The organism is Flavitalea sp. (assembly GCF_035489435.1).
Taxonomy (GTDB): Bacteria; Bacteroidota; Bacteroidia; order Chitinophagales; family Chitinophagaceae; genus DATHKG01.
This window is the reverse complement of the sequence record NZ_DATHKG010000090.1, coordinates 95,817-117,916: the sequence shown is the minus strand read 5'-3', so window position 1 is coordinate 117,916 and position 22,100 is coordinate 95,817. Positions and strand designations below refer to the sequence as shown.

15 protein-coding genes are annotated in these 22,100 nt (G+C 41.8%); 10 read left to right on the top strand and 5 right to left on the bottom strand.

Features of this window, described 5'->3' with window-relative positions:
• Both VK664_RS14005 and VK664_RS14000 read left to right on the top strand, forming a co-directional pair.
• Positions 1–1,612 (top strand): PspC domain-containing protein (locus VK664_RS14005; RefSeq protein WP_461399300.1); only part of this gene is annotated, 1,612 nt, incomplete at its 5' end.
• A gap of 81 nt (positions 1,613–1,693) precedes the next feature.
• Positions 1,694–2,023, top strand: coding sequence for a hypothetical protein (locus VK664_RS14000; RefSeq protein ID WP_461399299.1), 330 nt, complete (start codon positions 1,694–1,696; stop codon positions 2,021–2,023).
• A 20-nt stretch (positions 2,024–2,043) separates the two neighbouring features.
• Here the strand turns inward: VK664_RS14000 and VK664_RS13995 are convergent, their stop codons facing one another.
• On the bottom strand, positions 2,044–2,781 hold the full coding sequence (locus tag VK664_RS13995) for an HAD family hydrolase (protein ID WP_461399298.1): 738 nt from the start codon (positions 2,779–2,781) through the stop codon (positions 2,044–2,046).
• A 349-nt stretch (positions 2,782–3,130) separates the two neighbouring features.
• Between VK664_RS13995 and gcvT the strand changes: the two genes are divergently transcribed.
• The 5 genes from gcvT to rho all read left to right on the top strand — a co-directional run bounded on the left by gcvT (position 3,131) and on the right by rho (position 8,735).
• Positions 3,131–4,216 carry a glycine cleavage system aminomethyltransferase GcvT gene (gene gcvT, locus VK664_RS13990; RefSeq protein WP_461399297.1) on the top strand — a complete coding sequence of 362 codons (1,086 nt, stop codon included), beginning with the start codon at positions 3,131–3,133 and terminating at the stop codon, positions 4,214–4,216.
• A gap of 90 nt (positions 4,217–4,306) precedes the next feature.
• Entirely contained in the window at positions 4,307–4,783 is a 477-nt protein-coding gene (locus VK664_RS13985) for an SRPBCC family protein (protein WP_461399296.1), read from the top strand.
• A gap of 24 nt (positions 4,784–4,807) precedes the next feature.
• On the top strand, positions 4,808–5,551 hold the full coding sequence (locus tag VK664_RS13980; protein WP_461399295.1) for a 2-phosphosulfolactate phosphatase: 744 nt from the start codon (positions 4,808–4,810) through the stop codon (positions 5,549–5,551).
• 33 nt (positions 5,552–5,584) lie between these two features.
• Positions 5,585–6,706: a mechanosensitive ion channel family protein gene (locus tag VK664_RS13975; protein WP_461399294.1), complete on the top strand. Its 1,122-nt coding sequence runs from the start codon at positions 5,585–5,587 to the stop codon at positions 6,704–6,706.
• A gap of 241 nt (positions 6,707–6,947) precedes the next feature.
• Entirely contained in the window at positions 6,948–8,735 is a 1,788-nt protein-coding gene (gene rho, locus VK664_RS13970) for a transcription termination factor Rho (RefSeq protein ID WP_461399293.1), read from the top strand.
• Positions 8,736–9,031: 296 nt separating this feature from the next.
• On the opposite strand, the gene VK664_RS13965 is transcribed toward rho, so the two are convergent.
• The 4 genes from VK664_RS13965 to VK664_RS13950 form a co-directional block, all read right to left on the bottom strand.
• A complete protein-coding gene (locus VK664_RS13965) occupies positions 9,032–9,883 on the bottom strand; it encodes a hypothetical protein (protein WP_461399292.1) in 852 nt (283 codons plus the stop codon).
• 300 nt (positions 9,884–10,183) lie between these two features.
• The gene (locus tag VK664_RS13960; RefSeq protein ID WP_461399291.1) at positions 10,184–10,420 is read right to left on the bottom strand and encodes a 4a-hydroxytetrahydrobiopterin dehydratase; all 237 of its coding nucleotides are present in this window, start codon (positions 10,418–10,420) and stop codon (positions 10,184–10,186) included.
• 170 nt (positions 10,421–10,590) lie between these two features.
• Positions 10,591–11,034: an IPExxxVDY family protein gene (locus VK664_RS13955; RefSeq protein WP_461399290.1), complete on the bottom strand. Its 444-nt coding sequence runs from the start codon at positions 11,032–11,034 to the stop codon at positions 10,591–10,593.
• Between the two features lie 27 nt (positions 11,035–11,061).
• On the bottom strand, positions 11,062–12,711 hold the full coding sequence (locus VK664_RS13950; protein WP_461399289.1) for a M20/M25/M40 family metallo-hydrolase: 1,650 nt from the start codon (positions 12,709–12,711) through the stop codon (positions 11,062–11,064).
• 265 nt (positions 12,712–12,976) lie between these two features.
• Here VK664_RS13950 and VK664_RS13945 point away from each other — a divergent pair, with 265 nt between their 5' ends.
• The 3 genes from VK664_RS13945 to VK664_RS13935 all read left to right on the top strand — a co-directional run bounded on the left by VK664_RS13945 (position 12,977) and on the right by VK664_RS13935 (position 22,071).
• Entirely contained in the window at positions 12,977–16,747 is a 3,771-nt protein-coding gene (locus VK664_RS13945; RefSeq protein WP_461399288.1) for a DEAD/DEAH box helicase, read from the top strand.
• An 86-nt stretch (positions 16,748–16,833) separates the two neighbouring features.
• Positions 16,834–18,411, top strand: coding sequence for a hybrid sensor histidine kinase/response regulator (locus tag VK664_RS13940; RefSeq protein ID WP_461399287.1), 1,578 nt, complete (start codon positions 16,834–16,836; stop codon positions 18,409–18,411).
• Positions 18,412–18,450: 39 nt separating this feature from the next.
• Positions 18,451–22,071 (top strand): response regulator, encoded by a 3,621-nt coding sequence (locus VK664_RS13935; RefSeq protein WP_461399286.1) that lies wholly within the window; start codon positions 18,451–18,453, stop codon positions 22,069–22,071.
• The last annotated feature ends 29 nt before the right edge of the window (positions 22,072–22,100 follow it).

Genomic DNA, 22,100 nt, shown 5'->3' with positions numbered 1-22,100 from the left:
TACCCGCCGGCTTTACAGAAATCCTGATGATAAAGTAATAGCTGGGGTGGCTTCAGGACTTGCAGCATACTTTAACGTGGAAATATGGATACCACGATTGATTTTCGCTTTGCCGCTGGTACTGGGCATCATTTCAGGTACTTTTAATGCAATCTGGTGGGATTGGGATTTCGGTTTCGTACCCCGTATCGTAACAGGTTCGCTCGGCAGTACCCTCTTTGTTACCTATATCATTCTTTGGATTGCGGTACCGGTAGCGAAAACTGCCGCAGAAAAATTGCAAATGCGGGGCGAAAGAGTTGATCTCAACTCAATTCGTGATACTGTGAAAAATGACATGGGGTCTTTTAAAAACAGGGCAGAAAAATGGGGTGAAGAAGTAAAGCAAACAGCAGAAAATTTCGGCGAGCGTGCAAAACAATGGGGTCAGGAATCAGGTACCTATGCAAAACGCTTTTCCAGTGAAGCTGCCCCACTGGCAAGAAAAGCAGGAAGTGGAATTGGCCATGTGATTGGAGTGTTGTTTAAAGCTTTCTTTTTGTTCATTGCTGCAATGATCGCCCTTAGTTTGTTTGCAGTGCTTGTTGGATTTCTTTTCGGTGGATTCGCAATGTTCCCTTTGAAAAACTTTATCCTTGACGGATCCTGGCAAAATATCCTGGCCTGGTCAACACTTATATTTTTTCTTGGTGTGCCTGTGCTTTCTCTTATTACCTGGCTCGTGAGACGCATCATTGGTGCAAGGTCAAAAAATCATTACCTCGGCTATGTATTCGGCAGTCTCTGGTTCATTGGTCTTGTTTCAGCCATCACACTTGCAGCAATGTTTGCCAGGAATTTCAAAACCAAATCAGGGGTGGAAGATGCAGTTCCCATCAATCAACCCACATCAGGAAAATTGATGGTAGATGTTGCCGAAAATAATATCCGTTACTACAATGATGACTGGTTCGGAGTTGAGTGGGATGAGGATATGCCCTTCTACGGTACCAACCCCGATACGCTGATGTTGAATACAGTAAGGGTAAATGTTGTAAAAAGCAAAGACTCTTTGTATCATGTTTACAGGGTCAGATTCAGTCGCGGTAATAATCCTGATATTGCTAAAAAACTCGCCGGGCGTATCAACTTCAATATAACTCAACAAGACAGCCTGGTGATATTACCAAAGGGGTTTTCAATTACTAAAGATGAAAAGTTCCGCAACCAACAGGTACTGGTAGTAGTAGAAGTTCCGGTTGGAAAACGAATCGAACTTGACCACAGCGTTACCGACTACAACTGGTTCTCAGTAAACTTTAACCGCCGTCGTGGATTCAATATAGACTGGGATGATAGTTGGGATTATACTTACGACTGGAACACAGATACTGAATATGTGATGACCGAGACCGGTCTTGAATCGACCTCCGGTTTTGAAAGACGGCGTACCAACGGCCAAAGGGTAAGGATTAAGGCAAATGATAGCGGTGCAGAAATTAAGATTGAACCAAAAGATGAAAAAAGATATCGCTATCGCCAGCAGCCTGAGCCTGCAATTGATACAACAGTACGCCAAAGAGTGACCAGCGAGATAATGATACCTTATGCAGCATTCTCAAATATATTCTAAGATCGGTTGAAGTTGGAGTAAAGGGGTCCGATCCCCGGAAAGGGCCCCTTATTTTAAAACGGATCGTTCAAACAAAAGATTATGAACTCTTCAGATAGTTTAAGCAGCAGGTTTGCATCGACCTTTAGAGATGTAAAAATATTTTTTGGCTCGTGTTTGTCTATGCATATGGTTCCCGTGTTGTTTGCCCTGGTATTGATCATCGTTGCAGACCAGAAAAACAATACAAGGATGGCGGATATTGAAAGCCATAGCACTATTGATTCGCAAGCGACTGATTCGCAAGCGACTGATTCGCAAGCGACATCGGTTCCATCTATAAAAAATTATGTATTATTGAATCCTACTGATATAACCCAGGTAGTGGCCATCTATAAAGTAAGCCGCCTGGTATTGAAGACCGTCAGATAAAAATATTTATCGCACCAGCTTTAATTTGTTGAACTTCCTGAGATAAAAGACTTAAATCCTGCATCATTGGCCATTGCTTCCAATATTCCTCCGGCTCCTGATTCTTCAGCTATATACACTGACTTAAGACCGCTGACTGCATTCAGCAGCAGTTCTTCTGCTTCACCGACAACTACACCTTTATAACCTGTTTCATATAATGAAAGATCATTCATAGTGTCACCCGCTACCAGGATACTCCCGGGCGACAGGTTAAGGAATCCGATCAATTTAGTAAGTGTGGACCCTTTATTCACTCCGTGAGGCAAAATATCGATAAATTTTCCTGCCGACACAAGTACATCGCAACCCAAAGCAGACGCAACTTCAGTTAAATGAGACATGTCTGTTTGTTTGTCAAGAAAAAAAGAACAACGCCTGTTTTGAGGAACTTCCTGGTAGCGCAACCCATTTACCGGTTTTAATTTTTGGCGAATCAATGTTGATCCCGGCCATTTCTTTTCTATCTGTGACTGGAGGGGTTGAATCGGCTCAAGTGTTTTACCGTTTAATACTGTGGCACCAACGTCGCAGATGATATAATCCGGAGTTGGAATTTCTGCATCATGAAGCAAAGGCATCACCGACCCAAGCCCGCGGCCGGTTACAAAAATCAGCTTTAACCCAGGGGTTTCCAGGATAAGCCGGTAAAGTTGTTGTTTGTGAGCGTTTGTGCCGCCTAAAAACGTTCCGTCGAGATCAGTCGCTAATAATAACATAATTTAAAAAGCGGGACTTAAACCCGTTGCGCAGATGCATTTATGTTGCGTATCAAGACAATAAAACAATTAAACGTACTGTTTCAGTTGTTAGTACAGAATTGTTAGTACAGAATTGTTAGTACAGAATTGTTGAAGCTTTCGCCCGTGCCTAAACGCTGCATCAAACTGCGTTTGTTCGTTTGATTAAGATGTAAAGTTAAACCCTTATGTCGGGCGAGCCAACGCTTAATTGAAAATTATCCTAAAGCGCTGTTGCTGTCCTGATTGTAATGGTTTGGCCATTAAAAAAAGCAACTTATTAGGTGATTCTGTTACATTTGCAGGCACTTAATATAATATTTTCAGGATGAAAAACACCCCTTTTACAGACAAACACATTGCATTGGGAGCAAAGATGGCTGAATTTGCTGGTTACAACATGCCCATATCGTATACAGGTATAAATGATGAACATGCTGCCGTTCGCAAAAATGCCGGAATATTTGATGTGAGTCATATGGGAGAGTTTATCTTAAAAGGGGAAAATGCATTGGATCTGATACAACGTGTAACCACAAATGATGCATCAAAATTAGTGGCCGGTAAGGCACAATACAGTTGTCTCCCCAACAATGCAGGTGGTATAGTTGATGACCTGCTCGTTTATTGCCTGGAAGAAAACAAGGCCTATATGCTGGTTGTGAATGCATCCAATATTGAAAAAGACTGGAACTGGATCTCATCTTTTAACACTAAAAATGTTGAGATGCATAATATATCAGACAAAACCTGCCTTCTGGCAATCCAGGGACCAGCGGCTACGAAAATTCTTCAAACGCTTACTGACACAGACCTGATGAACCTGAAGTATTATACATTCACTAAAGGTGTGTTTGCCGGGGTAAAAAACGTACTTATAAGCGCGACGGGTTATACCGGCGCTGGTGGTGTTGAGATCTATTTTGAGGATAGCGATGGCGCTGCAGATAAAATATGGGATGCAATTTTCAATGCAGGATCAGGGCAGGGATTAAAACCCATCGGGCTCGGTGCGAGGGACACGCTCAGGCTCGAAATGGGATATTGTCTTTATGGAAATGATATTGACGATACCACATCTCCACTGGAGGCTGGCTTAGGCTGGGTAACAAAGTTTACCAAGGAATTCAATGCCAGGCCTATATTTGAAAAACAAAAAAACGAAGGAGTCACACGCAAACTAGTGGGTTTCGAAATGGTGGATAAGGGTATACCCCGACATCACTACAATATCTGTGATATCAATGGAACTAACATAGGATATGTCACGTCTGGAACCCAATCGCCCTCTTTGCAAAAAGCAATTGGAATGGGATATGTCACCATTGATCAGTCGGCGATAGACAATGAAATATACATCAGCGTAAGGGATAAACAGCTAAAGGCAAAAATTGTAAAATTTCCTTTTATCTGACACAATAAAATATAATTTTGCGTAAGTTGTTATGAGCAAATGCAGGCTTGATTTTTGATTGACTTCCGCCTAGTAAATTGTCTTAACCCGATGCCCAATATCCATCTTACCACCTTTATAGCTGCCCCGCTTGAACGGGTATTCGATCTCGCGAGAAGTATTGATCTTCACAAAAAATCGATGGCTCAAACAGGAGAGCAGGCCGTAGCTGGCACTACGATGGGTTTGATAGGTACAGGTGAAACGGTTACCTGGAAGGCAAAACACCTCATGAAAACGAGGATCATGAAAATCAGGATTTCAGACATGAACAGACCGGTATCTTTTGTTGATGAAATGGTGGAAGGGGATTTTAAATCCTTCAGGCATCAACATCACTTCAAGCAAATAGATAATGGTATCTTTATGATTGATATCGTTGACTTCGAATCGCCTTATGGAAAGATCGGAAAACTGCTAAACTCAATATACCTTACGAAATATCTGCGTACTCTGCTGGAAAGCCGTAATGAATTTATCAGGAACTTTGCGGAATCCAACAAATGGAAAGACCTCCTGGATAAGTAGGTTTTTTTTCGTTACATGAAATTTATGAATCAAAACAACTCAAAACCTACATTATATACCTGTTTCTCGCCAGCACTTCTTCATTTATATGATCTCAACAATACAGTTGTTGTTATCATTGATATATTAAGAGCAACCTCAACCATTGCTACGGCATTGTTTAATGGAGCCAAGGCTGTGATACCAGTTGACAGTGTTGCAAAATGCATGGAGTTCGGCAGGAAGATAGACTGTATTACAGCAGGAGAGCGGGATGGCCTGATTGCCGAAGGACTCCAGTATGGTAATTCGCCCTTTGAATATTCAAAAGAATTTATCGGCAACAAAACTTTAGTGTTAACCACCACCAATGGTACCAAGCTCCTGCATATGGCCCTGGAACGTGGTGCAGGCCAGATTATAACAGGATCATTCCCAAATCTTACAGCGGTCTGTGAATTCCTGTTAAGCCGTCATCAAAATGTAGTACTTGGCTGTGCCGCCTGGAAGGACCGTGTAAATATTGAAGACATGCTTTTTGCCGGGGCAGTTATCAACCGGGTCAAAGACCATTTCGCGATCAATTGTGACTCTTCAAAAATTGCAGAAACTCTTTATGATGTGGCGAAGCCTGATCTCTTTGAATATATGAAACAGAAAGAGGCTTCCCATTATCTGCGACTTATGGGCTACGATCTCGAAAAAGATATTCGATATTGCTTAACCAATGATGTGGCAAACGTATTGCCGTTTTACCAGGAAGGCAAACTGGTAATCCATAGAAAATAGGACAACCCGGTACGGATAATAAAAATTTTTATCATGGATTCATATCTGGATAAAGTCTACTGGGGCAATACAGTACAATCTTACTTCATCGCATTAGCAGGCATATTTGTTAGCTGGGTCATTATTCGTATACTACGCGGATTTGTTATGACCCACGTCACCCGTTGGATATCAAAGTCAAATTCAACCTACGATGATGTAATACTCAGTGAGATCCGGAAATATATTTTACCCTATGCTTATCTTTTTATCAACTACCAGATAATAAACCAGCTTAATCTTAGTCACCGGCTACAGAAAATACTTACTGTTGCAATGGCAGTGATTACCATTTATTTCCTGGTCAGGGTAATCAACCATGCAATACAATTAATGGTGACCGGCTTCATGCGGCGGAGAAACGAATCGGCTGAGCGTATCCGTCAGTTAACCGGACTGTTGGGGGTTGTGAAAGCCCTGGTATGGATTACCGGCTTCATCGTGTTACTGGGAAATCTAGGATATGATGTGCGGACTTTTATCGCTGGTCTTGGTGTTGGTGGTATAGCCATCGCGCTTGCCGCTCAAACAGTGTTGGTGGATCTTTTCAGTTATTTCGTGATTTTCTTTGACAAACCGTTCGAGATTGGCGACTACGTGACAACTCCAACAGCTTCGGGTGTTGTTGAACAAATAGGGATTAAAACTACCAGGCTGAGAAGTCTTGATGGTGAACAACTTGTAATGTCAAACACGGATCTCACAAAATCAACCATTCGTAACTATAAGCGGCTGGAGAAAAGAAGGTCGGTATTTACATTACAGGTAGTTTATTCAACAAAAACAGATCTGCTGAAACAAATACCCACCATAGTGAAAGATATTGTTAGTTCTCACGAGTTAACAACTTTTGACAGGGCACATCTTTCAAGTCTTGGCAGTTCAAGTGTAAACTATGAAGTGGTGTATATAGTGGATTCGCCGGAATTTGGGAAGTATATGGACACTCAGCAATCAGTTCTGCTGAAAATAATGGAAGCTTTCCATGTTCGTGGAATCGAATTTGCATATCCAACACAAAGGCTCTATATTGACAAACCACAGGAAGAAACTGAACAGGTAGCTAAAACAGTTGATATGAATGCGAATTCTGGAAGCAATGACGGGAATCGTTGAAAATCAGCGGGAATAATACAAAAGATACTTAAATTTCAGACGGTTAAGGCTTAAATATTTTTGCTTTTTGCAAATTTGACGTATTATTGTGCAGGAATAAGGCTGATAAGATACCCGATTCTCTCAAGCTCATCAGTTTTTTCTTACGGGTAAAATTTCAATTCATTAAGATTTTCATTAAGATTATTTCACCGACTAAGATTGGTTGTTTGGATCAAGTGTTAAACTCTCAAGTTTTTTTATGTACGACATTCTGCAATTGAACGACATGCTCGTTCCTGAGCTGCTGGATATAGCCGAGCAGTTAAAACTCACCAATTCAAAGAAATTAGATAAACAAGAGTTAATCTATAAAATATTGGATAAACAGGCTGTAAATAGCAGCTCCGAAAAGGCTGCGCCAGGTGAAGAAAAAGGAAAACGAAAGCGCGTCGTGAAAACGAGCACTTCCAATGCTACAGAAGAAGCAATTGTTGAGAGTGATCATGAGGAAAAAGCTGCGAAAGAAGTAAAGAAGGAAGCTCCTAAGAAGAGAACTGCCGCAACTGCTGCGTCCGTTGCAACAACTGCAGCTGCTGCAGCTAATGCCAATACTGCAACCGCTGCATCATCTGAAAAAACCAACCGTGCTCCACAACCAATCGTCAAGAAAGGAAAACGGAAAGCAGAAGAAGATCAGGATGAAAACGAACAATCATCTGAACAGTCTTCGAACGATGATTCATCTTTTTCCGGCAACATGCAGGAAGAATTATCAGGTACTCCAAAAACAGTTGCACAACCTCCTGTATCAGAACAGCCACAAAATACAAATGGCAATGGTAACGGAAATGGCAACGCAAATGGTAATGTAAACACCAGCGAACCACAACGACCTTATCCTCCTCGCCGGGAAGCAAATTTTAACATTGAATTTGACGGTGTTATCAATGCTGAAGGAGTATTGGAAATGATGCCCGACGGTTACGGCTTTTTAAGAAGCAGTGATTACAATTATCTTAGCTCACCAGATGATATTTATGTATCACCCTCACAAATAAAACTTTTTGGTTTAAAAACAGGGGATACCGTTTACGGAGCCGTAAGACCTCCAAAAGAAGGCGAAAAATATTTTGCGCTTCTTAAAGTTGAAACAATAAATGGTAAAAGTCCGGAAGATGTGCGCGACCGTGTGCCTTTCGACTATCTCACACCCCTATTCCCTTACGAAAAGCTGAACCTCTTTACAACTCCCAATAGTTATAGCACCCGGATCATGGACCTGTTTACCCCGATAGGTAAAGGTCAGCGTGGACTTATCGTTGCCCAGCCCAAAACCGGTAAAACGGTACTTTTGAAAGAAGTAGCAAATGCAATTGCCGCTAATCATCCGGAATGTTACCTGATTGTGGTGCTTGTAGATGAAAGGCCTGAAGAGGTTACAGATATGGAACGGAGTGTTAAAGCAGAAGTTATTGCTTCAACATTTGATGAACCGGCTGAAAAACATGTTAAAGTATCCACCATCGCGCTTTCGAAAGCCAAAAGGCTTGTAGAATGTGGACATGATGTAATTATTCTCCTTGATTCTATTACACGTCTCGCACGTGCACATAATACTGTTGCTCCTTCATCTGGTAAAGTATTGTCTGGTGGTGTTGAAGCCAACGCGATGCAGAAACCAAAACAGTTTTTTGGTGCTGCCAGAAAAATTGAAAATGGCGGATCCCTTACCATTCTTGCAACAGCCCTGATCGATACCGGATCAAAAATGGATGAAGTGATATTTGAAGAATTCAAAGGTACCGGTAACATGGAACTTCAGCTCGACAGGAGACTCGCTAATCGTCGCGTGTTCCCTGCAATCGACCTGGTAGCTTCATCAACTCGCCGTGATGATCTGTTGCTTGAAAAAGAAGTACTTCAGCGGATGAATTTGCTTAGAGTTTATCTGAATGACATGAACACTGAAGAAGCAATGCATGAATTACTTCGTCGTATGCGCGGAACTAAGAGCAACGAAGAATTTCTTGCTTCGATGAACGGCTGAGAAGAGAATTATGAATTATGAATTATGAGTTATGAGTGATGAGTGAGTGAGAGAGGGAATTATGAGTTAGTTGTTCGTGAGTCAATTAGACAATTAATAAATTGATGTAATAGTAAAGCAGTCTCAGATGAGGCTGCTTTTTTTTTGGGATCGTATGTGTAAAGTTTGGAAAGAATTTCGTTGAGATAGTTTTGTTGGAAGGATTTTGTGTGCCAATGCTTTCGTTAAAAGGATTTTTGTTGAAAGGATTTGTTTTGAAATTGTGTTGAAATTGTGTTGAAGTGATTTTGTTTAACTTATTTAATTGTTAAACCCTTAAGTCGTTCTTTTCGCCATTGACCCATCAGTTGTTTGGCTACTGCAGGATCGGGCATTTCGTAGATATAAAATGTAGTGGTAGGCAAATGATATCTCCAGATTACCGGCAACTTGTTGCCGGCATCACCGCTCTCCTGGAAGCCAAGCAGGATAAGGTTGTCGTTATCTATCCATGATCCGTCTTCAATTGAACTACCCGGACCGAGGAAAACTAGCCTGGTCTTTTTCTTGTCCTTTACATTCACAAGGCTAACCTCTGTATCAGGCCCCGATTCTATGGCAACCTGGCGACCGTTTTCATCTTTTTCAAGGGCGAGATTATAACTGTCGAGATCAATAAACATCGAACCATCAGGCGAATATTTCAGGTAAGGTTTATAAATTTCATAGAAATTACTGGCCGGTTCAAAGGGAGTGATGTACAATGAATCTTCTTTCCAGCTGTTCATCATCCGAAACTTGCTCCAGTCGAAAGCCGGCGACTTTGACTTCGCAAATGTTGAAAACCCCGATTGATTAAACAGGGCAATTGTTTCATCTGATAAAACAGTGTCTATGTTTTCGTTGGCAACAGAATCTTCAGCTGCAGTTTGAGATGCCGGAGCAACCCGGTCCGGTTCCGGTTTGTCTTCGCAGGAAGCAAAAATGCAAACCGCGAGAAATGCTATGATTGACGAATTCTTCAGGGCAAATGAGTTCAACAGAGTGAACGAGCTCTTCAGAATTGATGAATTCTTTTGAGTAAATGAGTTGCTCAGGGTAAACGAATTCTTCAGGGTTAACCAGTTTTTGAAGGCTAATGGGTTCTTCTTAGTAAACGAGTTCTTCATTGTAGATTTTTTCATTGAATCCGGCATCTATAGTGGCATTTATATCCAGTATACTGACCTCTATAACCAAGCATCTAAAACCATGCACCTATAGCCGGGCATCTATAACCAGGAGTCTAAAAACATGCATCTTTAATCAGGCATCTATAACCAAGCGTTTAAAACCATACACCTGTAGCCGGGCATCTGTGATCTCTTGAGCAATCATTTATTCCGGCAATTGAACGAAGCCAATACTTAGTTTGAACGAAGCCATTACTTAATTTGACCGAAGCTACTACTTAGATTGCCAGAAGACATTTACTTCACAAGGATAGCATCGATTTTTTTCGAAAGCTTATGATCCCTCTCTGTTACTGTATTCCCGGCGTCATGTGTTGAAAGGCGGATCTCAACCTTATTGTAGGTGTTTGCCCAGGCTGGATGATGATTCATCTTTTCTGCTTCCAGCGCCACTCTTGTCATAAAAGCAAAAGCTTCAGAGAAATCCTTGAATTCGAAGGTCTGATGTAATGAGTTGTTTTCTTCCTTCCACATAAGAACAAATTGATCAAATTAAAAAATGAAATCCCCTCTTAAAAAATGAGTTTCCCTCTCAAAAATGAAAATTTCCTTTAAAATTAGATTCCCTCTTTAAACGGAGATTCCCTCTTTAAGCTGAGGTTCCCTCTTAAAAATAAAAGTTCATTTAGAAAATACGATTCGTATTAAAAAATAAGATTCCCTCTATTTTTCATTGTGCCAGGATTCAACTCTACTACCAGCCTTACGCAACTCAGCTCTGTTACCATTTCCACGAGGTTAGTTATGAATTCATCTGAAACAGTATCTCCTTTCATCAGCCAGATATAATCAAGCTTTTTCATATCAGGCAACAGGTATTCGCCCTTGAAATGATTATTGTATAAATAATGTGCCAGTGCGCTGTACTGTTCACGGCATTCCGACACTGTGAAATAGAAGATGGTATCCAGGTTCTTTTTCTTAAGTGGGATGGTTATGTCGGGGTTGTTACGAAAATTAAAACGCAGTTCATTGTTCAGGTGCCAGCAGAGTTGATAGTCACTGACAGGAGCCACCAATCCTAATAAACGGGTCTCTTCAAAAAAATTTTCTGTAAGATCCCCCATATCGAGTTTGTGCTTCGACATAAGGCAGGACAAAATATTTATGTTGCGCTAAAATACAACATCTACTTCCAATAGCCCTTCACCTCTCTTCGCTTTAACTTTTGCTTTGTCACCTGTCTTAAACTTCGAAAGCGCCTGCATATAATTTTCCATGGAAGAAGTATTGAAATCGCCAAGCTGGAGAATGATATCACCTGTTTGTATGCCAGCTTTTTTTGCGGGGCGGTCATCGCTTACCCCATCTACACGGATACCGGTTCCGCTGAAAGTATAATCGGGCATGATTCCAAGTGAAACAGTCCATCTTGCTGATGTGCCGGTTTGTTGTTCCCTGGTTTTAGTAAAGGCAAGTTTGCCTTTTCCAGCCGCAGTTTCAAGCACTTTGGTCAAATACTGAAGGATCAGTAATTCGCCGTTATAATTGATTTTATCAGCATCATCGGAAGGTTTGTGATAATCCGTATGAAGGCCGGTGAAAAGAAAAAGAACAGGCAAATCTTTCCTGTAAAAAGAACTGTGATCACTGGGTCCGGTGCCGCTTGAATCATATTTTATCTTCAGGTATTTTGGATTGTTGCTTTTCAATATTCCATCCCATGCCGGTGAAGTACCATAACCACCAACAGTCAGCGTCTTTGAACTATCGCTTAATCGTCCAACCATATCCATGTTTACCATAAAATTGACAGATTTAATATCAATAGTAGGGTGCTCCGTAAAATATTTCGAACCGTTCAGGCCCAGTTCTTCTGCTGAGAAAGCAATGAAGAGGTAGTTATTTGCTTTTGATTTCGATTTCCTGAGCAGTTTACTTAATTCAATGAGTGCGGCGGTTCCACTGGCATTGTCATCAGCACCATTATGAATCATTTTTTCGGTTGAATTGCGCAACATGGAGTTATTGTCTTCTCCGTAGCCAAGGTGGTCAAAATGGGCGCCTAATACAATAGTTGAGGGCGCACCGTTATCAATATATCCTATAACATTGGTTCCGGACCGGGCCTTGTTACCAATCTCACTTTTTAATTGGAGATCATAAGTGGCATCCTCATCTTTAAAATACTGAAGTTTTGCAGGCCGGGAAAGATAAAATACAGGGATGACACTGGTTTCTGAACGGTCCTTTGCATTAAAACTCAGACCATCCTTAAGTTCAGAATCATTGAAAAGTATTAAAGCAGTTGCCCCTTTCTGGGCTGCCTTGGTAGCACGGCTGCGAATCTCATTTTCGAGGTCGTAATGAGGGTTGTCTTTGTTTTGCTCAAGAATGTCAGCGATATCTATAAACCAGGGGACCCCGCTTTCCAACAGGGCCATTTCGACCGCGGCATTGGAAGTTTTATTCGCACTGAAAGCAAGCGGAAAATACTCACTGTTCAATTTGAGATCATTACCATTTACGATAAAATGCGTGGCCGGGCTGATCTCTTTACCATCATAAATGTCGAATTTCTGAAACCAGCTACTATCACCTTTTGGAGTCAGGCCCGCCCTGGCAAACTGGCTGCTGATATAATCCATTGCCAGTTTTTCCCCGGATGTGCCAGCTCTTCTGCCTTCGAGTTTATCGTCGGCCAGGAAGCTAATATGGGTTTTGAGACCGGAAACAATCGCTTTATCGGCCCGGGTCAGCTTTTGGGCTGAAACAGAAGACGTTAAGATGGTAACCAGGATGATGGAACAGGTGCTCCGGGTCATATATAGTAGTTTAGTTTCTTTGCGGCGAACAGTCAGTAAAACGTTGAGTGGTTGCAAAGGTACATTTGGCAAAGGCTATACCAATTGTTTAATGCAGAAATCTGTTTTTCTGGCGGGTTTCCTCGATTTTTTTCCTTTACTTTTGCCAATTGGCCTTGTCTGATCCGGAAGCCGGAAAGGGCCGCACCGGCGGGATGAAAACTGATTAACAAAGTGGATGTTCAGTTGTTAATCACCGGGATTAAACCATTAAAATTAAAATCGCTTGGCCTTACCCCATCTAATTAAGTATGTATATACCAACGGTACTGATGAAGTGATCAGAAGAGGTAAAAAGATACATGCGATCGGATATGTTGAACTTGTTGATTATGATGAGCTGCTTGATTCGGTAACCTTCCGGGTAAAAGACGATAGTTACTCTACTTACTATAAGGTAAACATTCAAAAGTTCAAGGATCCTAAGACCCTTTCGTTACGCTGCGCATGTCCCTATAATTTGGGTGATATATGTCGTCATGAAGCCGCTGCACTTATCCAACTTCAGGAAATGCTGGACAGGAACCAGCTGAAGGCTGAAAAAGTTGAATATGACCAAATGCATACGGTGATCAAAATGAAGTTCATTGATCACAAATCCATCCGCCTTTTATGTTCACCTGAATCTTACTTGGCTGCAGAGGAATTTCTTACGAAAAGCAAAGCTGTAATTGAATCTGCGAAAGACGAGGTAGTGAAAGCCACGGTGGAACTGGAAGGGGTTCCATACAAAGTAGTGATACGAAAAAATGAAGAAAGAAACTTCGATACAAGTTGCGAATATCCTGATACACAGCACCCGCTTTGTTTGCCTAAAGTAATCGTGTTTCTCCAGCTGCTCAAAATGTACGGCAGCTACTATTTCGATACCATAAGAAACTGGGATAAGGAGAAAAATAAATTACTGGAGATGTACGGGTTTACCCTGGATGATGACCTGACAGGAAAGTTTGAATTCACTTATAAGGAAGGCAAACCTTTTCTGCGCCTGCTGGATACATCCATTAAAAGGATTTCTCCACAGGATGCGGGTCGTTCTAAAACCCGCGAGAACCCTCTCCATTATGGAATGATGCCGGAGGTCGACACGCCGGTAACAGAAAAAGCAGAAGATCCGGCTCAAAGACTCGGCATTGTTTTCAATTTCAATCATCCATCTTACCCGGGCTTTACAATTGATGCCGTAACGGGCGAATCAAATGAAGCCGTTAGCGCTTATGTCGGTAAGGTTGAAAAGCTTGATCTTGCTAAGTTCGTAAACATTGAGCTTTACAACGAAAACGATAAACAGCTGATTGCTCCCCTGCGCAAAATGCAGGAATCAGAGATCACAAAATATTTAAACCGCAATTCGCCGTTCAGCGGTATGTGGGAGAATATCATTCATCATGAAGAAGATGACCTGCCTGAGGAAACCAAGGCACTAATGGTTGAATATCTTCATCCAAAACTTAAGAAGCTTTTTATTGATATTGCGGCGAGCCCTTTTGTATTTCAACTGGGTGAGAAAAAAGCATTCAGGACTGATAACCTGAAATCAATCGGGATCGTAACTGATCTCATCTCCCCGTATTTCAAGATTGAACAGCATGGTAAGGATTACCAGATAGAATGCTGGGTGAAACTTAGCGGACAGCATGTTCAGATCACGGAAAATGAACTTAGCAGCAGCGTTCTGTTTTTCTACAATGAAAACCTGTACCTGTGGGAGAAGTCTGAGGATGTAATGCTGGTCGACAGGTTCCTGTCAAAAGGCAGGATGACAATCAGCAAGTCGGCCTGGCCCGAACAAATGCGCTCATTTATACTGCCCCTTACAAAACAATATAATGTTGAATTTGCATCTTCTCTTATCAGTGAAGTGAAGGACGGTGATCCGGAAAAGCGGATCCTGTTGCAGGAAAAAGGAGATTACCTCGTATTCCAACCTTTGTTTTCCTACAAAGGCTTCGAAACCAAACCCGGGGGTAAGGATGAACTTATTATTCCGGACGGGGATCGTGTACTTGCTGTTCATCGCGATCGTGAAAAAGAAGGCTTGTTCCTCCAAAAGCTTGAAGCACTCCACTCAAATTTCATCCGTCCGGATGGTGCGGAACAACTGGCGCTTAAGGGAACCGATGTATTGAAAAATAACTGGTTTTTTCTTTTTATAGATGCCATGAAAGATCTGAAGGTGCCGGTCTATGGATTTGAGGCACTTAAAAATTTCAGATTTAATACTGCTAAACCGCAGACTAAAATTCATATCAGTAGTAATACCGATTGGTTTGATGCCAGGGTTGATATCGTATTCGGAGATCAGAAGGTCACAATCGCTGATGTAAAGAAAGCGCTTGCAAACCGCCAGCAGTTTGTACAATTGAACGACGGCACGCTTGGTATTCTGCCTGAAGAATGGATCAAAAAATATTCATTGTTGTTCCGTGTGGGTGAAGGCAAACAAAACCAGCTGCGTCTTTCGAAATATCACATGAGTGTGATCGATGAATTATATGATAACCGGAGCGAAGAAGAACTTGTTATTAAACTCGAAGAAAAATACGAAACACTCAGAAATTTTAATAAGATCGCGGAGATCCCCGTTCCCGAACACCTTAAAAACATTCTAAGGCCATACCAGGAACATGGTTTTTACTGGTTGAACTATCTGCAGGATATAGGCTGGGGTGGAATCCTGGCTGATGATATGGGTCTTGGTAAAACCGTACAGACCCTGTCTTACATGCATTATTATCTCAAGAAAAACGGTAAGCTCAATGCCATGGTGGTTTGCCCCACCACGCTGATGTTTAACTGGGAAAATGAAATAAAAAAATTCGCACCTGAATTAAAATACCTAATTCATCATGGCGGAGAAAGAACCAGGGACAAAAATATGTTCCTGAATACGAACATTGTTATCACTACTTATGGCACATTGCGCAGTGATATCAAGATGATTGTTGATGTGCCTTTCGACTATGTTATCCTGGATGAATCGCAGGCAATAAAAAACCCGGCAAGCAAGGTCACCAAAGCGGCTTGCCTGCTTAACACCCGCAACCGTCTTTGCCTTAGTGGTACTCCATTACAGAATAACACTTTTGACATTTTTGCACAGATGAACTTTCTGAATCCGGGTATGCTTGGCAGCATTGAATTTTTCCGCCAGGAATTTTCAATACCTATTGATAAATTCGGTGAACCGGATCGTAAAGATCATTTAAGGAAACTGCTTTATCCTTTTATATTAAGACGTACGAAAGAGCAGGTAGCAAAGGATCTCCCGGAAAAAGTTGAGACCATTCTTTTCTGCGAGATGGATGATGAACAGCGTAATATTTATGATGCGTATAGAAATGATTTCAGGGACAAGATTCTTGGCACGATAGAACAACAGGGTATACAGCGCTCCCAGTTAACCATCCTGCAGGGTCTTATGAAACTTCGCCAGATCTGTGATTCACCAGCCATACTAAATGAGCAGGAAAAATTCCCGAACCATTCTATAAAACTGGAAGAGATAGGCCGCGAGCTCACTGAAAATATGGGCAATCATAAGGCATTGATTTTTTCACAGTTCCTGGGGATGCTTGCGCTGATTCGAACTAAACTTACAGAGCTTGGGGTGGATTATGAATATTTTGACGGCAGCACAACAGCTGTTGACCGTGAAAAAGCTATCCAGCGATTTCAGAACGACGAGAACTGCCGCGTATTTCTAATCTCTCTGAAAGCCGGTGGAGTGGGTCTTAACTTAACGGCTGCAGACTATGTTTATATAGTAGATCCCTGGTGGAATCCCGCTGTTGAACAGCAGGCCATTGACCGTACACACCGTATTGGTCAGACGAAAAACATTTTTGCTTACAGGATGATTTGTAAAGATACCATCGAGGATAAAATCCTCCAGTTACAGGAAAGAAAACGCCTGCTCGCACGGGATTTGATCACAGATGATGAAGGATTTGTAAAAAGCCTTACACGTGCAGATGTTGAATACCTGTTCAGTTAGAGATCGTTATATAATCTATCACAGCCCGATTTGCGTATATTCGCCTTACACTGACTCACAAATGATTCAAATATCCATTTTCAGCAATGATATTGATCGTAGATGACAAAAAAGAAAACATCTTCTCTTTGAAAAGTTTGCTGGAGTTACACAACTTCAGTGTTGATACGGCGATGTCAGGCGAAGATGCACTGAAAAAAATACTTAAATCCACTTACTCTCTCATCATACTTGATGTTCAAATGCCCGGGATGGATGGCTTTGAAGTGGCTGAAGCAATATCCGGCCATAGCAAAACCAGGGATATCCCAATCATCTTCCTTTCAGCCGTAAACACCGAGAAAAAGTTTATCACCAAAGGTTATACCTCTGGCGGGATCGATTATATAACTAAACCCTTCGACCCCGACCTGATGCTGCTGAAAGTAAAAAGCTTTTACAGGTTGTCAGAACAGGCGCGTGAACTTAATGAGACACATCGCGCACTTAAGGTTGAAAATGATTTCAGGAAAGAAGCGGAAAGCAAATTATCTCATAACCTGGAGGAGCTTCGATCCATACTTGAATCAATTCCCCAGATTGCTTTTACCACCAATGTAAATGGTGAAATTGAATTTGTTAATGAACATTGGTTTAACTATACAACCAGCAAAGATCTGTTTCCCCAGGCTGATGACAATGGACTAACTGTTGAATTTTGCTTGCAAAAAGCGATCAGGGGCGGCGAACAGCTTCAGTTCGAGATCAGCATAAAACCCCTTAACAGCAATCAGTATCGCTATCATGTGCTCACCATGACGCCGGTTAAAAACGAAAAAACTGTTTCTAAATGGGTAGGGGTTTTCACTGATATACATGAGCAACGCATGGCAAACCAACTGCTTGAACAAAGAGTGTTGCAAAGAACCTGGGAGCTGCAAAAAACAAACTTTGAACTCGAAACCAGTAATCATGATCTGCAGCAATACGCGTCGATAGCCTCACATGATCTTAAGGAGCCCCTGAGGAAGATCCAGGTTTTTAGCAGGATGATCAGGGATAAACATCTTCATGAAAACAAAGATGCGCTGTCTTATATCAACCGGATAATTCTTTCTTCAGAACGAATGACAAGCCTCATCAATGATCTGCTGAGTTATTCAGGACTCTCAGATGGTGGCAGGTTTAGCATATTTGATCTGAATGTAATAGTCAATGAAATTCTTTCAGATCTGGAACTGCTTGTGAAGGAAAAAAATGCCCTCATTGTTGTAACCGGGCTCAGTGAGATAGAAGTAATCCCTGGCCTGATAAGACAGGTGTTCCAGAACATTATCAGTAATGCGCTGAAATTCTCAAAAAAGGATGTCGCACCGGTGATTAAGGTAAGTTCCGAAAATGTACAATCTAAATCATTTGACGCCCCGGCTTTAGCCAACGGTAAATATTGCCGTCTCACAATCGCAGATAATGGTATCGGCTTTGATGAAATTTATCTCGATAAAATTTTTACGATCTTTCAAAGACTCAATTCGAAAGAGGAATATGAAGGGACGGGAATCGGACTGGCGATCGTAAAAAAAATAATCGACAAACATAACGGCATCATCACTGCAAGAAGCACAGAAAATAACGGAGCCACATTTATCATAGTTCTGCCAGCCATACAGGAAAATAGTTTCTAACAAACGAACAGCACAAACTTCATAGTTAAATTTATTTGAATGAGATCCACTTTCAAGGGTAATCTGATCATCAGCTTTAGCTTGTCTTTACTATTGCTGATCATTAGTTCAGTAGCGTCTTATCTCAGTATTGTAAACCTGCTGAAGAGCTCGCAGGAAGTGGAAAAGACAAATGAAACGATCATCAGCCTGGAAAACGTGATTTCTTCTTTAAAAGATGCGGAAACAGGCCAGCGCGGGTACCTGCTTTCAGGTGACCCCAGGTTCCTGGAGCCATATGAGGGATCTCATGAAAAAGCTTTGGCTGCTCAGGCAAAAGTCAGGAATGCAGCAACCACGAGCTCACAGCGGGCAGATGCTGATACACTCAGGAACTTAGTCAATTCCCGTATGAATATGCTGCAGCAACTGATTGATATGAAGCGACAAAACTACACCATCACCGGACTCGATCTTGAAAAAGGTAAACAGTCTATGGATCAGATAAGATTGCAGGTATCCAACATGCAATTGCAGGAAAGGGAATTACTAAAGGAAAGGAATTTTAGCCTCAATAAGTACTCGACCTTCACACCTATCCTGATTGTTATTGCCGCCCTCTTATCCCTTGTTATTACAATAGTGTCTTTCGCCCGTGTGAACAACGACTTCAAAAAAAAGGCCATATTACAGCAAGAGCTGGAGGCGAAGGATGCCAGCATGCGCAGGCGAATTAATCTTACCAGGGAAGTTGCCAGTAAAATATCGGCTGGCGATTATTCCGTCCGGGCAGTCGAGAATGAAGGAGATGATCTCGGTGAACTTTCCGGTGCTCTTAATAAAATGGCTGCTTCACTTGAATCCGCTTTCAACGAATTGTCTGAGAAAGAGTGGCTGCAGGCTGGCATTGCAGGCCTAAACGATAAAATGCTCGGAGAAAAAGACATCAATGAGCTCGGAAAGGCGATCGTTGAAAATGTCGCAGATTATTCATCAAGCCAGGTTGCTGCATTATACATTTTGCAATCCGACAAACACTTAAAACTGGTAAGCGGTTATACGTTGCCGGGAAATAAGATCAGGCCAACAATAAATCTCGGGGAAGGATTAGTTGGTCAGGCCGCGCTGGATGGAAAGATGATAACCTTGTCTGATCTGGCTTACGAAGATGTGATGATAAGTATTGCTGCGGGGGAGTTGAAGCCTAAATCAGTGGCAGTAATACCATTGTTTTTTGACGGTTTGGTAAAAGGAGTGCTGGAGCTGGCTTCAGTTAATGGCTACACTAAAAAACAAAAGTTATACCTGCAGGCAGTTTCCGAGAGTGCGGGTATTGTAGTTAATACCGCCCAAAACCGTACGAAACTCCAGGCATTACTGGAAGAAACCCAGTCGCAGTCCGAAGAGTTGCAGGTTCAGCACCGCGAGCTCGAGAACATGAATGGAGAGCTGGAAATGCAATCCGAAAAGCTCCAGGCTTCCGAAGAAGAACTCAGGGTTCAGCAGGAGGAATTGTTACAAGCAAACCAGGAACTGGAAGAAAGAACAAGATTGCTGGAAGAAAGAAATGAACTTATTGTTGAACGCAATCTTGAGATCCAGCAAAAAGCAGAAGAACTCGCTGTAAGTACAAAGTACAAGTCGGAGTTCCTGGCTAATATGTCACATGAGCTCCGTACGCCACTTAATTCGATACTGCTCTTATCAAGATTATTATCGGAGAACACTGAAACTAATCTTACGAATGACCAGGTGGAATATGCAAAAGTTATCCAAAGTTCAGGCAACGGACTGCTTTCGTTGATTGATGAGATACTGGATCTTTCAAAAATCGAATCAGGTAAAATGGAACTGGAATACCGTGAGGTACCTGTGCAGGAGATTGTTCATGACCTCAACTCTATGTTTATACCGATGGCGGCAGAAAAGCGTATTCAATTTGCGATCGAAAAGGACGCTTCCGTGCCGGAAAAATTTGAAACCGATAAGTTAAGACTGGAACAGATACTCAAAAACTTCATCTCCAATGCGCTTAAGTTTACTCCGAAAGGATTTGTAAAACTCATAATAAAAATGCCAGTTGAGAAACCGGGTTTTCTGCAGTTCTCCGTCCAAGACTCGGGTATTGGAATTCCGTTGAACAAACAACAACTTATCTTTGAAGCATTTCAACAGGCAGACGGGTCCACAAGGCGAAAATATGGTGGAACCGGCCTCGGTCTTTCTATAAGTCGTGAGCTTTCACGTTTGTTGAACGGTGAAATTAAACTTGAAAGTGAAATGGACAAGGGCAGCGCATTCACGCTATATGTTCCGCTCACTAAAGTAGAAACCCAAATCGCGAAAAATGAAATCCCTTTAGCTCAGAAGCCGGGTATGGAGGAACCGGTCAAAGAAGAAAAATCTCAACCCGGGCTAACCCGGGAAGAAAACATCTATATAAGTTCAATCATTCCCCAGGATGTGCCTGATGATCGTGATAATATTAATGAGGGTGACCGGATCATCCTGATCATTGAGGACGATACCAGTTTTGCCAGGTCATTGCTGGATTTTACCAGGAAAAAAAATTATAAGGGCATTGTCACGGTAAGAGGGGACCTCGGTTTGCAAATGGCGCTGAAATATAGACCGCTGGGTATCCTGCTAGACATTCAGCTGCCTGTAAAAAGCGGTTGGGATGTTATGAAAGAGCTCAAAACCAATCCGGCAACCAGGCATATACCGGTACATATTATGTCGAGTTACGAGGTTAAGAATAAAAGCATTTCATCAGGAGCAGTGGACTTTATAAACAAGCCGGTTGCTTTCGACCAGATGCAGCAGATATTTAAAAGAATCGAGCACGTTCTGAACAATGAATCAAAGAAAGTATTGATCGTTGAGGAAAATCTCATGCACGCAAAAGCGCTGGCCTTTTATCTCGAAACTTTCAATATTAATTCTGAGATTCAAAACAACGTGCAGGATGGGATTAAATCGCTCAATAAAGACGTGGTCGATTGCGTAATTCTCGACATGGGAATACCAGATCAGAAGTCTTATGAAACACTCGAGGAAGTTAAAAAAAGTCCGGGTCTTGAAAACATTCCTATTATCATTTTTACCGGAAAGAGTCTTTCCAAAACAGAAGAGTTTAAGATAAAGCAATACGCAGATTCGATTGTAATTAAGACTGCACATTCTTATCAACGCATACTAGATGAAGTTTCATTGTTTATGCACCTCGTGGAAGAAAACAATAAGCCGGAAGGTTCTGGCGGGAGATATAAAAAGCTAGGCGCGCTCAATGAAGTGTTGAAAGGAAAAACAGTGCTGATAGCGGATGATGATGTAAGAAATATTTTTTCACTTACCAAGGCGCTCGAGGCCTATGGAATGAACGTGCTTACAGCAATCGATGGCAAAGAAGCTGTTAAGCAACTCAATGAAAATCCCGGATTAGACATAGTGTTGATGGATATGATGATGCCTGAAATGGATGGGTATGAAACGATCAGACGCATCAGGGAAAACCGCAAATTCAAAACGCTGTCAATTATTGCAGTAACGGCAAAGGCAATGACCGGAGACCGTGAAAAATGTATTAATGCAGGGGCATCTGACTATATTACAAAGCCGGTGGATATAGATCAGTTACTTTCCCTGCTACGTGTATGGTTATATGACAGGAGCGAATAACTATCCATCCAGGGATTATATTAATTATA